Annotated in this window: 12 protein-coding genes; 2 read left to right on the forward strand and 10 right to left on the reverse strand. The window is 76.7% G+C overall.

What is annotated here, in order from left to right; translation table 11 throughout:
* Nucleotides 1-5: 5 nt before the first annotated feature.
* From Ani05nite_RS20445 to Ani05nite_RS20480, 8 genes are read right to left on the reverse strand one after another with little or no spacing between them, the layout of a single operon-like run.
* Nucleotides 6-1,073 (reverse strand): polyprenyl synthetase family protein, encoded by a 1,068-nt coding sequence (locus tag Ani05nite_RS20445; RefSeq protein WP_203770421.1) that lies wholly within the window; start codon nucleotides 1,071-1,073, stop codon nucleotides 6-8.
* Nucleotides 1,070-2,506, reverse strand: coding sequence for an alkaline phosphatase family protein (locus Ani05nite_RS20450; RefSeq protein WP_203770423.1), 1,437 nt, complete (start codon nucleotides 2,504-2,506; stop codon nucleotides 1,070-1,072). Before Ani05nite_RS20450 ends, Ani05nite_RS20445 begins: the two co-directional genes overlap by 4 nt.
* Nucleotides 2,503-3,654, reverse strand: a complete 1,152-nt coding sequence (gene eboE, locus Ani05nite_RS20455; RefSeq protein ID WP_203770424.1) for a metabolite traffic protein EboE — start codon at nucleotides 3,652-3,654, stop codon at nucleotides 2,503-2,505. Before eboE ends, Ani05nite_RS20450 begins: the two co-directional genes overlap by 4 nt.
* Nucleotides 3,654-4,502: a TatD family hydrolase gene (locus Ani05nite_RS20460; protein ID WP_203770426.1), complete on the reverse strand. Its 849-nt coding sequence runs from the start codon at nucleotides 4,500-4,502 to the stop codon at nucleotides 3,654-3,656. Before Ani05nite_RS20460 ends, eboE begins: the two co-directional genes overlap by 1 nt.
* Entirely contained in the window at nucleotides 4,502-5,110 is a 609-nt protein-coding gene (locus Ani05nite_RS20465; protein WP_203770428.1) for an EboA domain-containing protein, read from the reverse strand. Before Ani05nite_RS20465 ends, Ani05nite_RS20460 begins: the two co-directional genes overlap by 1 nt.
* Nucleotides 5,107-5,949 carry a sugar phosphate isomerase/epimerase family protein gene (locus Ani05nite_RS20470; protein WP_203770430.1) on the reverse strand — a complete coding sequence of 281 codons (843 nt, stop codon included), beginning with the start codon at nucleotides 5,947-5,949 and terminating at the stop codon, nucleotides 5,107-5,109. The genes Ani05nite_RS20465 and Ani05nite_RS20470 overlap by 4 nt, the downstream gene beginning before the upstream one ends.
* Complete coding sequence (locus tag Ani05nite_RS20475) at nucleotides 5,946-6,872, reverse strand: SCO3242 family prenyltransferase (protein ID WP_203770431.1); 927 nt, start codon at nucleotides 6,870-6,872, stop codon at nucleotides 5,946-5,948. The genes Ani05nite_RS20470 and Ani05nite_RS20475 overlap by 4 nt, the downstream gene beginning before the upstream one ends.
* The gene (locus Ani05nite_RS20480; RefSeq protein ID WP_203770432.1) at nucleotides 6,869-8,005 is read right to left on the reverse strand and encodes an inositol-3-phosphate synthase; all 1,137 of its coding nucleotides are present in this window, start codon (nucleotides 8,003-8,005) and stop codon (nucleotides 6,869-6,871) included. The genes Ani05nite_RS20475 and Ani05nite_RS20480 overlap by 4 nt, the downstream gene beginning before the upstream one ends.
* 205 nt (nucleotides 8,006-8,210) lie before the next feature.
* Between Ani05nite_RS20480 and Ani05nite_RS20485 the strand changes: the two genes are divergently transcribed.
* Entirely contained in the window at nucleotides 8,211-9,134 is a 924-nt protein-coding gene (locus tag Ani05nite_RS20485; protein ID WP_203770433.1) for an AraC family transcriptional regulator, read from the forward strand.
* Here Ani05nite_RS20485 and Ani05nite_RS20490 read toward each other — a convergent pair whose 3' ends face one another.
* Nucleotides 9,135-10,367 (reverse strand): serine/threonine-protein kinase, encoded by a 1,233-nt coding sequence (locus tag Ani05nite_RS20490; RefSeq protein ID WP_239130427.1) that lies wholly within the window; start codon nucleotides 10,365-10,367, stop codon nucleotides 9,135-9,137.
* A gap of 90 nt (nucleotides 10,368-10,457) precedes the next feature.
* Between Ani05nite_RS20490 and Ani05nite_RS20495 the strand changes: the two genes are divergently transcribed.
* The gene (locus Ani05nite_RS20495) at nucleotides 10,458-11,972 is read left to right on the forward strand and encodes a GGDEF domain-containing protein (protein WP_239130430.1); all 1,515 of its coding nucleotides are present in this window, start codon (nucleotides 10,458-10,460) and stop codon (nucleotides 11,970-11,972) included.
* 17 nt (nucleotides 11,973-11,989) lie between these two features.
* Here Ani05nite_RS20495 and Ani05nite_RS20500 read toward each other — a convergent pair whose 3' ends face one another.
* A complete protein-coding gene (locus tag Ani05nite_RS20500) occupies nucleotides 11,990-12,481 on the reverse strand; it encodes a hypothetical protein (RefSeq protein ID WP_203770435.1) in 492 nt (163 codons plus the stop codon).
* Between the last annotated feature and the right edge of the window lie 80 nt (nucleotides 12,482-12,561).

Consider the following 12,561-nt stretch of genomic DNA (forward strand, 5'->3'; position numbering starts at 1 on the left):
CCGGCTCAGCGGCGCCGCGCCACCACAGAGCCGGCCAGCGCCGCCAGCGCCGAGCGGGCCTCGGCCGTCAGCGGCGCGCCGGCGAGGGCGGCCGTGGCCTCGGCGGCCCGCTGGGCGATCAGGTCCTCGATGCGGTCCCGGGCCCCGGTGGCCGTGATGAGCGCGCGCAGTTCCTCGGCCCCGGCGTCGTCGAGCCCGGGGTCGCCGAACAGGCGGCGGATCCGGGCCGCCTGGGCGCGGTCGGCCCGGTCCCGGGCCATCGCGATCATCACCGTCGGCTTGCCCTCGCGCAGGTCGTCGACCACCGGCTTGCCGGTGACGGCCGGGTCGCCGAAGACGCCCAGCACGTCGTCGCGCAGCTGGAAGGCGTCGCCCAGCGGGTCGCCGAACGCCTGCAGCGCGTCCAGCAGCCCGGGCGGGGCGCCGGCCAGCGCCGCGCCGATCTGCAGCGGGCGGGTCACCGTGTAGCGGGCGGCCTTCATCCGGATAACGGTCAGCGCGCCCGCCACCGAACCGTCGCCCACGCCCGAGACCAGGTCCAGGTACTGCCCGGCGATGACCTCGGTGCGCATCACCGTGAACAGCCGGTAGCCGCGGTGGATCCAGTCGACCGGCAGGCCCGACTCGTGCAGCATGTGGTCGGCCCAGGCCGCGCAGAGGTCGCCGCAGAGCAGGGCCGCGCTGTGGCCGTACCGGGTGGCCTCGCCGCGCCAGGAGTGCCGGGTGTGCACCTCCGCGAAGTGCCGGTGCACGGTCGGCTGGCCGCGGCGCAGCGTGCTGCCGTCCATGATGTCGTCGTGGATCAGGGCGAACGCGTGGAACAGCTCCAGCGCGGCCGCCGCGACGACGATCTGCGGGGTGTCCGGCTGGCCCGCCCCGCGCCAGCCCCAGTAGCAGAACATCGGGCGCAGCCGCTTGCCCCCGCTGAGCACGAACCGACGGACCGCGTCCAGCACGCCGGCCGGGGTGCCGTCCGGCCAGTGCGGCCGCTGCCGGTCCAGGTACGCCACCAGCGCCGACTCGCACCGGCGGGCCAGCTCGGCGTCGGTGCCGGGCGCGGCCTCGACGCTCACGGCCGGGGCCCGGGTCGGGCGAGCGCCGACGACCCGGCGCCGGCGGGTGCGGACGGTGGCAGGCCGGCCAGCGAGAGCAGCAGCTCCTTCACCTCGGTGGCCGCGACCGCGTCCCGCGCGGCCGCCGGGTCCGAGCAGATCAGCACCGGCGCGTCGCGCGGGTCGGCGGGCAGCCGCCCGTGCGAGCCCCGCACCGCGCGGGCCCCGGCGTCCAGGCCGACCACGCTCATCAGGTACCGCAGGCCCAGCTTCTTGCGCAGCAGCGCGAGCCCCGCGCGGGCCTTGGCGGCGGTCGGGCCGGCCGGGTCGAAGAACAGCTCCGCCGGGTCGTACCCGGGCTTGCGGTGGATCTCGACCAGCCGGGCGAAGTCCGGCGCCGCCCGCTCGTCCAGCCAGTAGTAGTAGGTGAACCAGGCGTCCGGCTCGGCCACCAGCACCAGCTCGCCGGAGCGTTCGTGGTCGAGGCCGTACGCCGCCCGGCCGTCCGCGTCGAGCACCTCGGCGACGCCCGGCAGGGTCGCGCAGAGCTTCGCCACGGCCGGGACGTCGGCAGGGTCGCGCACGTACACGTGCGCGATCTGGTGGTCGGCCACGGCGAACGCGCGCGACGTCCACGGGTCCAGGTATTCCATGCCGGCCTGGGTGTGCACCCGCAGCAGGCCCTCGGCCCGCAGCAGGCGGTTGATGTCGACGGGGCGGGAGACATCGGTGATGCCGTACTCGGAGAGCACCACGACGGTGGCGCCGCGGGCCGTGGCGGCGTCGAGCAGCGGGCCCAGGGTGGCGTCCAGCTCGGCGGCGGCCGCGGCGGCGCGGGGCGAGGACGGGCCGTGGCGTTGCAGGTCGTAGTCGAGGTGCGGCACGTAGACCAGGGTCAGGTCGGGGTGGTGCCGGTCCATGATCTGCTCGGCGGCCCGGCAGATCCACCGCGACGAGGCCAGGCCGGCGTTCGCGCCCCAGTAGCTGAACAGCGGGAACGGGCCGAGCGCGGCGGTGAGCTCGTCGTGCAGCTCCGGCGGGTACGTGTAGCAGTCCGGGTCCTTGCGCCCGTCGGCGTGGTAGACCGGCCGGGGCGTCACGGTCCAGTCCACGTCGGCGCCCATCGCGTACCACCAGCACACGTTGGCCACCGTGAAGCCGGGCCGGCGCGCCCGGGCCGCGTCCCACAGCTTCTCCCCCCGCACCAGCGCGTTGTGCTGCCGCCAGAGCAGCACCTCGCCGAGGTCGCGGAAGTACCAGCCGTTGCCGACGATGCCGTGCTCGGCGGGCAGCGTGCCGGTGAGGAAGGTGGACTGCACCGAGCAGGTGACCGCGGGCAACACCGTGCCCAGCGGCGCCCGGAAGCCGGCGCCGGCCAGCCGGGTCAGGCGCGGCATGTGCGCCAGCAGCCGCGGGGTCAGGCCGACGACGTCCAGGACGACCACGGGGGTCACGGCGTCACTCCCTCGTGGATCGTGAGGCCCAGCGCGGTCAGCTGGGCCCGGGCGAAGAACAGCTCGGCGGCGATGCCGGCCGCGAGCTCGGCCGGGCTGTGCGGGCGCGAGGTCGGGGGCAGCACGTGCCAGGTGTACGTCTCCACGTCGAAGTGGTCGCAGAGCGCCTCGGAGCCGCCGGCCAACAGCCGCAGCGACTCGGCCAGCACCCCGACGGTGGTCTGCAGCGGCGGCACGGGCGGCGCGTGCAGCGGCACGTGGTAGTGCACCCGCCAGGGCTGGTCGCCGCCGCCGGGCACGGCCAGCGCCTCGTCCAGGTCGTCGGTGGCCAGCCCGAGCCCGCCGCGGGTCTGGTGCAGGAAGCGCGGCTCGACGTACTCGCCGAGCACCGCGGCGTCGGCCCGCGGGTCGGCGCTGGCCAGCGCCACCGACACCTGCACCTTGACGATGGGCAGGCCGGCCGCGGCCAGGGTGCGCAGCGCCTCGGCCGGCTCCTCCCAGGCGCAGGCGAGATGGGCCAGGTCGAGGCAGACGCCGAGCCGGCGGGTGTCCATCCCGGCGAGCAGCTCCGCCGCCTGGGCGGTGTTCTCGATGACGCAGCCGGGCTCGGGCTCGAAGGCCACCCGGATCTCGCGGTCCAGCTGCGCCAGCGACCGGGCCAGCTCGTCCAGGTGGTGCCGGCAGTCGCCGAAGCGGGTGGCGTCCCACGGCTCGCGCCAGGCCAGCGGCAGCGTGGAGACCGAACCGCGGGCGGCGTCGGCCGGCAGCAGGTCGGCCAGCACCCGGGCCAGGTCCAGGGTGTACGCCAGCCGCTGCCCGGTGGTCCAGTCGGGCTGGTAGACCGCGTGCTTGACGACCGGCGCCTGGAACGCCTGGTACGGGAACCCGTTGAGGGTGACCACCTCCAGCCCGCGCGCGTCCAGCTCGCGGCGCAGCCGTTGCCGCCCGGCGACGTCCGCGGCGAGCCCCGCGGCCACCGGCGCGGCCAGCCACAGCCCGAGGCCGAGCACGTCCGCGCCGAGCCGTTCCCGGATCGGCACCGCGTACGTGTCGAGCTGGGCCAGGATGCCGGCGAAGTCCTCGGCCGCGTGCACGTTGGTGCAGTAGGACAGGTGCACGAGCTGGCCGTCCGGGTGGCGCAGGCGCATCAGCTGCCTCCCCGCGCTATCGAGCTGCCGGCGAAGGACGGGCCGGCGGCGGTGGCGGACAGGTCCAGGCGGCCGGACTGGCCGTAGAACTCGACCGGGTTGCGCCACAGCACCCGGTCCACGTCGTCGGCGGTGAACCCGGCCGCCAGCAGCGCCTCGCCGGTCGCCACGGTCAGCAGCGGGTCGGAGTGGCCCCAGTCGGCGGCCGAGTTCACCAGGATCCGCTCGGTCCCGTACGCCTTGATGATCTCCACCATCCGCGGCGGCGACATCTTGGTCTCCGGGTAGATGGAGAAGCCCAGCCAGCAGCCCGAGTCGCGGACCAGGCCGACGGTGACCTCGTTGAGGTGGTCGACGGCGACCCGGCCGGGTTGGATGCCGGACTCGGCGACGACGTCGAGGGTGCGCCGGGTGCCGGCGGCCTTGTCCCGGTGCGGGGTGTGCACCAGCGCCGGCAGCTCGTAGGAGATCGCCAGGGCGAGCTGGGCGGCGAACGCCTCGTCCTCGGCCGGGGTCATCGAGTCGTAGCCGATCTCGCCGACCGCGACCACGCCGTCCTTGTCCAGGTAGCGCGGCAGCAGGTCGAGCACGCCCCGGCAGCGCGGATCGTTGGCCTCCTTGGGGTTCAGCGCCAGGGTCGCGTGGTGCCGGATGCCGAACTGCGCCGCCCGGTACGGCTCCCAGCCGATCAGCGAGTCGAAGTAGTCGGCGAACGAGCCCGGGTTGGTGCGCGGCTGGCCCAGCCAGAACGCCGGCTCCACCACGGCCTGCACGCCGTGGGCGGCCATCGCGCGGTAGTCGTCGGTGGTGCGCGAGGTCATGTGGATGTGCGGGTCGAAGATGCGCATCACGCCTGCTTCCTCGAGGTGGGGGCGACGGTCAGCCGGTTGAGCAGGGCCAGCGCGTCGGCCGGCAGGCGGCGCCCGGCGGCGGCGCGTTCGGTGGCCAGCGCGGCCAGCATGGCGGCCAGCTCCGCGTCGGCGCGGTCGGCGAGGCCGGACACGGCGCTGAGCGGGATGCCCATGAAGACGCACTTGACCACGCCCTGCCGCCAGGCGGCGGCGTCCAGGCGCCGTGCGTACGGGCCCAGCGCCGCGGCGACGAGCCGGGTGTCGTTGGTCCGCAGCGCGTCGTGCAGCAGCGGCACCCCGGCGTCGCCGAGCTCCAGCAGCGGCAGCGCGGCCAGCACGGCGAGCCGTTCGGCGGCGTCGCCCTGCTGGTAGACGGTCACGATCCGCCCGGGGTCGGCCAGCTCCGCCAGCAGCAGCGCCCGGCCGGCCCGCCCGGCCGTCCAGCCGCCGGCGCCGGCCAGCGGATCGCGGCCGAGCTTGCGCCCGGCCCGGGCGAACAGGGCCCCGACGGCGTCCGGGTCGGCCCGCACGCGGGCCAGGGCATCGTCGAGCCAGGGCTTTGCCGGTACGGCGGCGAGCGCCGCGCGCAGGTCGTCAAGGGTCATCGTCCCTCCTGGTCGGCCGCGGTCAGAAAGGCCAGGGAGTCACGCGCGACGGCCGGGGCGGCGTGCGAGTGCCGGGGCAGCTCGACGGCGACCAGCCCGCGGTAGCCGCCGGCGCGCAGGGCCCGCAGCACCGGCGGGAAGTCGATCTCGCCGGCGCCGAACTCGAGGTGCTCGTGCACGCCCCGGCGCATGTCGTCGATCTGGACGTTGACCAGGTGCGGCGCCACGGCGGCCACGCAGTCGGGCACGGGCAGCGGCTCCAGGCAGCGGCAGTGTCCGATGTCGAGGGTGAGGCCGAACATCGGCGGCGCGCCCAGCTCGGCGTGCAGCCGCCGCCAGCCGGCGAGGTCGGCCACCAGCATGCCCGGCTCAGGCTCGAAACCCAGCGGCACGCGGGCGGCGGTGGCCGCCGCGGTGACCTCGGCGCAGCCGTCGACCAGGCGCTGCCAGGCGGTGCGGTGGTCGACGTCGTCGGGGCGTACCCCGGACCAGAAGGACACCGCCTCGGCGCCCAGGTCGGCGCCGACCGCGACCGCGCGCCGCAGGAAGTCCAGCCGCAGCTTGCGGTCGTCGTGCAGCAGGGTGGGCGCGTGCTTGCGCCACGGGTCGAGCAGGTACCGGGCGCCGGTCTCCACGACCACGGCCAGGCCGAGCTCGCGCAGCCGGTCGGCGGTGCGGGCGACCCGCCGGGCCAGGCCGGGCGCGAACGGGTCGAGGTGGTCGTGGTCCAGGGTCAGGGCGACGCCGGCGTAGCCGAGGCCGGCGATGACGGTGAGGGCGTCGGCCAGGCGGTGGTTGGCGAAGCCGTTGGTGCCGTAGCCGAACCGCAGCCCGGTCATGTCGGTGAGATCTTCCGGGCGAGCAGCCGGCCGAGGGGCGCGACGGCCGCGACGGCGGCGCCGAGCCAGGTGCGGCCGGCGCGGGCGGTGAGGGCGCCCTGCAGCGACGGCAGCGCGGTGATGCCGGCGCCGACCGCGGCGCGGACGGCGGCGGGTCCGGCTGGTGACGCGGCTCCCGCCCCGGCTTCCGGCACAGTCCCCGGCGTGCGGAGCGGCCCGGTTCCGCCCGCGGTGGGCGCCCCGGTGAGCAGGCGGGCCTGCGCCCGGCCGTAGCTGGTCAGGTACTCGCCGGCCAGCATCGCGGCGCTGGCGTTGCCGCGGGCGGCGACGGCCGCCGCCAGCCCGGCGGTCGCCGCCAGCGTCGCCGTGGGCAGGGCGGGACCGGCGATGCCGGACACCTCGCGGCGGGACAGCTCGGTGACCGTGTAGGTGTGGGCGGCGACGACCAGGGCGGCGGGCATCGCCCGTACCGGATCGCCGGCGCTCGCGCCCAGCAGGACGTCGAGGCCGCGGCAGAGGGCCATGCCCACCGGCCCGGCCGCGGTGTTCTTGGCCCGCAGGTCGTAGGCCCAGACGGCCGCGGCCAGCGGCACCGCGACGGCGAGGGCCCGCGCTCCCCCGGCCCGGGCCGCCAGCGTCAGCCCGGCCGCGGTGAGCCCCGCGGCGACGCCCAGCGCGGCGGGCGCCGGGATCCGGCCGGACGGGATCGGGCGCTCGGGGCGCTCGACGGCGTCGAGGTCGCGGTCGGCCCAGTCGTTGGCGGCCATCCCGGCCCAGTAGAGGCAGACCGACGCGCCGGCCAGGCCCGCGGTGCGCCGCCCGAGGGTCCCGGCCGCGGCCGCGCCGGCGATGACGTCGCCGGGCACGGACAGCGCCGCCGGCGCCCGGACCAGCTCGGCGAGGGTGCGCAGCGGGGCTTTCACCCGTCCAGTCCCGCCGTGAACGCGGCCAGCGCGGCCCACTGCTCGGCCAGCGCGGACGGCCCGGCGCCGAGCGGGTCCTTGAAGAAGAACCCGAGCTCGGTCAGCGGCCCGGCGTGTCCGGCGCGGTGCGCGGCGGCGGTCAGCCGGGCCAGGTCGAGCACGAGCGGGGCGGCCAGCGCGGAGTCGCAGCCGTGCCAGGTGAACTCCATCCGCATCCCGGTGCCCAGGAAGCCGTCGAAGGTGACCAGGTCCCAGGCCGTCTTGAAGTCGCCGATGGCGGCCACGTAGTCGATCCGGCTGGTGCCCTCCGGCCGGTAGCCGAGGGCGTCGCCGAGCACCCGCTGCTTGCTGGCGACCTTGGCGGCGTTGGCGGCCGGGTCGGCCAGGTTGGCGCCGTCGCCGCCGCCCAGCAGGTTGATCCCGGACCAGCTGCGCACCCGCAGGTTGCGCAGCGCGAACATGGGCGCCAGCACCGACTTGACCAGCGTCTCGCCGGTCTTGCCGTCGTGCCCGGCGTAGGGCACGTGCTGCCGCTCGGCCAGCTCGGCCAGCGCGGGCAGCCGGGCGCCGGTGGACGGCGTGAAGTCGATGAAGGAGCAGCCCGCGGTGAAGGCGGCGTACGCGGCCAGGGCGCTCGGCGGCAGCACCGGCTCCGGGCCGTCCAGCGCGGCGGTCAGCGCGGCCAGGCCGGCGTGCGCGGGGTGCGGCGCGGCCAGCGGCTCGGTGGTCGACACGTTGATCACCACGACCAGGTCGAGGGCGTGGCGCTCGCGGAACTCCCCCAGGTCGGCGGCGATCCGCCCGGCGGTGCCGGCCTGCGTGCCGGCGGCGGGCAGCGGCCGCAGCCCGGCTTCTATCGCGGTCAGCTCCTCGGCGAGGGCGGCGACGAGCCGGCCGGGCAGCACCCCGGCGGCGGCCAGCGCGTCGGCCTTCTTGAGCACCGGCGTGGTGACGATGTCGTGGCCCCCGAAGACCAGCTCGCCCCAGCCGGGCAGGGCCGCGCCGCGCAGCTGCGGCAGCTCGGTGACGCAGCCGGTCGGCTCGACCAGGCGGGCCCGCAACGCGGTGGCGCCGACCATGGCGGTGACCGCGACGGAGCCGCGCGCGCCGATCAACCAGATTCCCGTGCGCATACGGCATCCCTTCCGGCCACAGGCATAGATGGGCTTGACGCTAACGCGATGTGTCTCGCGTGTTACGTGAAGCGACGCTAACTCAGGCCGCAGGACAAAGGAAAGGCTCGATGTACAGAAACTTCTCCACGTGGGATCAGAACTTTCTCCCCTATGGACGAAAGTAGGGCCCGCGCGGGCGGAGTTGTAGCGCTACGGTGACGGCGTGGACTCGCTGACCGGGTTGCTGGACGGGCCGCGGGCGCGGGGGGCGTTCCTGCTGCGCTCGCTGCTCGAGCCGCCGTACGCGCTGCGCATCCAGGACGAGGCCCCACTGACCGTCATCACGCTGCTGCGGGGGACGGCGTGGGTGCTGCCCGACGGCGGAGCGGGGGTGCGGCTGCGGCCGTACGACGTGGCGCTGGTGCGCGGGCCGGGGCACTACACCGTCGCCGACGACCCGGACACGCCCTGGCAGACGCTGATCGGACCCGGGGAGGCCTGCACCACGCTGATCGGGCCGGACCGCACCAGCAGTGTGGACGCCGCCGGCCGCACCTGGGGCGACGGCCCGGACAGCGGCACCCTGCTGCTGACCGGCACGTACCAGCTGCACAGCGAGGTCAGCCGGCGACTGCTGGCTGCGCTGCCGGCCGTGCTGGTCCGGCCCGGCGCCCCCGGTCCGGTGGAGCTGCTCGCCGCGGAGATCGGCCGCCCCGAGCCCGGGCAGGAGCTGGTCCTGGACCGGATCCTGGACCTGCTGCTGGTGGCGGTGCTGCGCGACTGGCTGGCCACGCCGGGCTCCGGGGCGCCGGGCTGGCACACGGCCCGCGACGACGCGGTGGTCGGCCCGGTCCTGCGGCTGCTGCACGAGGAACCGGCCCGGCCGTGGACGGTCGCGGCGCTCGCCGCGCGGGGCGGGGTGTCCCGCTCGGCGCTGGCCCGCCGCTTCACCGAGCTGGTCGGCGAGCCGCCGATGAGCTACCTGACGGCGTGGCGGCTGACGCTGGCGGCGGACCTGCTGCGCGAGCCGGAGACCACGATCGCGGCGGTGGCCCGCCGGGTCGGCTACGGCAGCTCGTTCGCGCTCAGCTCGGCCTTCAAGCGCGAACGCGGGATGAGCCCCCAGGAGTACCGGCGCCGGGCCTGATCAGCCCTTGCCGCCGTGCCGGCCCTTGCCCTTGCCCTTGGACTTGGCGGCCTTGGCCTTCTTGGGGGCCTTGGCCTTCGGTTTCGGCGCGGCCTTCACCCGGTGGGCGACCACCGGCTGGACCGCCACCGGCCGGCGCGCGACCGGAGCGCTGACCGGCTTCGTGGGCTGCCCGGCGGCCGGCGCGGCCGGTGACGGCCGCGCGGTGGGCGACCCGGTGGTGGCGGGCACGGTCGCGGCCTCGGCCCGGACCGACCGGGGCGCGTCCGACGGCCACCAGGTGAACGACGACATCATCGCCAGGGCCACGACGGCCGCCGCCACCAGCAGCGCCGAGCGGCGGGGCCGGCGCGGGCGCGGCGCCGCCAGGGCCACGGTCGGCTCCCCCGCCTGGTCGGCCGCGGCCGGCAGCTCCCACGGCTGTGGCCCGGGCAGGCCCACGGCGGCGCCGAGGATCCGGGCCGCCTCGGCCGCCGTCGGCCGCTGCTCCGGGCGCTTGGCCAGGCAGCGGCGCACCAGCTCGGCCACCCGCGGGGGCAGGCCCTCGATCCGGGGCAGCGGGGCGGGATCGGTGTAGAGGTGGTTGCCGACCATCTGGGTCACGGTCGAGCCGCTCCACGGCAGGCGCCCGGCCAGCGCCCGGTAGAGCAGCAGGCCCAGCGCGTACACGTCGGTGGCGACCCGGACCGGACCGCCGTCGAGGCGTTCCGGGGCCAGGTAGGCCGGGGTGCCCAGGACCTCGCCGTCGGCCTCGTCGACCGCGCCGGCGGCGGCCGAGATGCCGAAGTCGACCAGCTTCACGCCGTCCGGGGTCACCATCACGTTGCCCGGCTTGACGTCACGGTGCACCACGCCGCGGGCGTGGGCGGCGGCGAGCGCGGCGGCCACCTGCGCGCCGATGCGGGTCGCGGTCGGCCACGACAGGGCGGTGCTCTTCAGCACGTCGTCCAGCGTCGGGCCGTCGACCAGCTCCATCACCACGTACGGGCGGGCCCGGCCGGCGGCGTCGATCTCCTCGCCGTAGTCGTACACGTCGACGATGTGCGGGTGACGCAGCCCGGCGGCGGCGCGCGCCTCGAGCCGGATGCGGGCCGGGCGGTGGGCGTCCCCGGCCGCGCCGGGGGCGAGCACCTTGACCGCCACGTCCCGGCCGAGCACCTGGTCGTGGGCCCGCCACACCTCCGACATGCCGCCCACGCCGAGTCGCTGCCGCAGCTGATACCGATCGTCCACGGGGCCTCTGTTTCCCGTGTTCCGGCGGTGAAACCCCGGGCGGCGCGGTTCGCACCCCGAGCGAGACCTGTGAGCACTAGATTGCGGTTTGTGAGCATCGAGGTCGCGGAGCTCGAGCTGCGGCCGGTCACCGAGTTCCGGGCCACGGCCGCCGCGGCGGCGCCGCTGGAGCGCGACGGCGACGAGCGCACCGCCATGCGCGCCCGGCTGATCCGGGCCGACGCGGCGCTGCGGGAGGGCCGCACCGCCGAGGGCGGCACCCTCGCCCAGCAGGTCAACGCCTGGGCGCTGGAGCACGGGGACACCTACGTGCTGGCCTGCAGCCACCGCACGCTCACCCACTTCCACTACTACATCGGCGACCGGGCCGGCGCCCTCGCCCACGCCGGGCAGGCGGTGGCCCACCTCGGCCCGGACGACCCGGCCGCCGTCCGGGTCCGGCACCTGATGACCCTGGCCGTGGTGCTCGGCGAGAGCGGCTCCCCCGGCGCCGCGGCGCGGCGCTACCGCGAGGCGCTGGACCTGGCCACCGCGATGGGCGACCACCAGCAGACGCTGATGATCCTGGGCAACCTGGCCAACCTGGCCACCCAGGAGGGCGACCCGCGCGCGGCCGAGCGGGCGATCGCGCGGATGACCGAGGTCCGGGCGGCCGCCGGCCTCACGTTGGACGGCCCGCAGCTGATCACCGTCGCCCGGGCCCGGCTCGCCGCCGGCGACCACCGGGCGGTCGAGGAGATCCTGCGCCCGCTCACCCAGGACGCGCGCCACCTGGACAGCACCGGCGCGGCGCTGCCGGAGGCGATGCTGACCCTCGGCGAGGCGCACCGGCTGGCCGGGCGGTACGCCGCCGCGCAGGCCGATCTGGACGCCGCCCGCCGGCTCGCCCGGGAACGCGGGCTGCGCGCCACCGAGGCGGCGATGCTGGAGCAGCAGGCCGCCCTGTACGCCGCGATGGACCAGCACCGGGCGGCGTACGACGCGCACATCGCCTACCACCGGTTCTTCGCCGAGCTCCAGTCGGCCCAGCGCGACGCGCAGGCCCGGACGCTGCAGGCGGTGTACGAGGCGACCGAGGCCCGCCGGATCGGCGAGCACTACCGCGAGCTGGCCCACCGCGACGCGCTGACCGGCCTGCACAACCGCCGGTACGCCGACGAGCGGCTGCCCGCGCTGCTGGCCGAGGCGGTGGCCGCGCGCAGCCCGCTGGCCGCGGCGATCGTCGACCTGGACCACTTCAAGCGGATCAACGACACGCTGTCGCACGACGCCGGCGACCTGGTGCTGCGCCAGGTGGGCCGGCTGCTGACCGAGGCGGTGAGCGAACCGGCCTTCGCCGCCCGGCTCGGCGGCGAGGAGTTCCTGCTGGCCCTGCCGGGCACCGCGGTGGCGGCGGCGGTCCGCACCTGCGAGGCGCTGGCCGCGCGGCTCCGCGGGCACGACTGGGCGCCGATCACCGGCCGGCTGCCGGTCACGGCCAGCATCGGCGTCACGGCCACCGCGGATCCCGGGGTCACGCCGGCCGTGCTGCTGGCCCGGGCGGACCGCCAGCTGTACGCGGCCAAGCACGCCGGCCGCGACCGGGTGGCCGCCGACGCCGGGTGAGCCTCGGGCCGGCGCGGTCAGGGGCCGGCGTCGGGCGGACGCCGCGGGCGGGGCAGGTGACCGAGCGCGAGGGCGGCGACCACCGCGGCGGCGAACGCCTCGCGGTCACCCGGCGGGTAGCCGTGGCGGGTGGTCGCCTCCGTCGCCGCGCCCCACACCTTGCGCAGCTGGTCCTCGTCGAAGGCGGGCACGGGCCGGTCCGGCGCCTGGGCCAGGTCGTCGGTGGGCCGCCGGCGCCACAGCGCGAAGAGCGCGGCGAACCGGCCCCGGGCGGGCTCGGCCGCCGGCTCACCGGCGGCCAGGGCGACCACCGTCTCGGCGACGAAACCCAGCACGAACGGCGCCCACGCGTCCCGCGGCCCGCCCGGCACGCCGGTCAGGGTCCAGGGGGCGATCCGGTACGCCTCCAGCACCGAAGCCACGTACGGCAGCTCGCCGGGCGCCAGCGCGGCCAGCACCTCGCGCACGACATCCTGCCCGGTCCGCTCCGCCTCGTCGTCGTCGTCCACGGTCCGCCCCCGTTCGCCGCCGTCCGCGCCGACCATAGGCAGGCCGCGGGCGCCCCGGCGACGGTGGTCATCCGTTCGGG

The sequence above is a fragment of the Actinoplanes nipponensis genome, from assembly GCF_016862275.1.
Classification (GTDB): domain Bacteria; phylum Actinomycetota; class Actinomycetes; order Mycobacteriales; family Micromonosporaceae; genus Actinoplanes; species Actinoplanes nipponensis.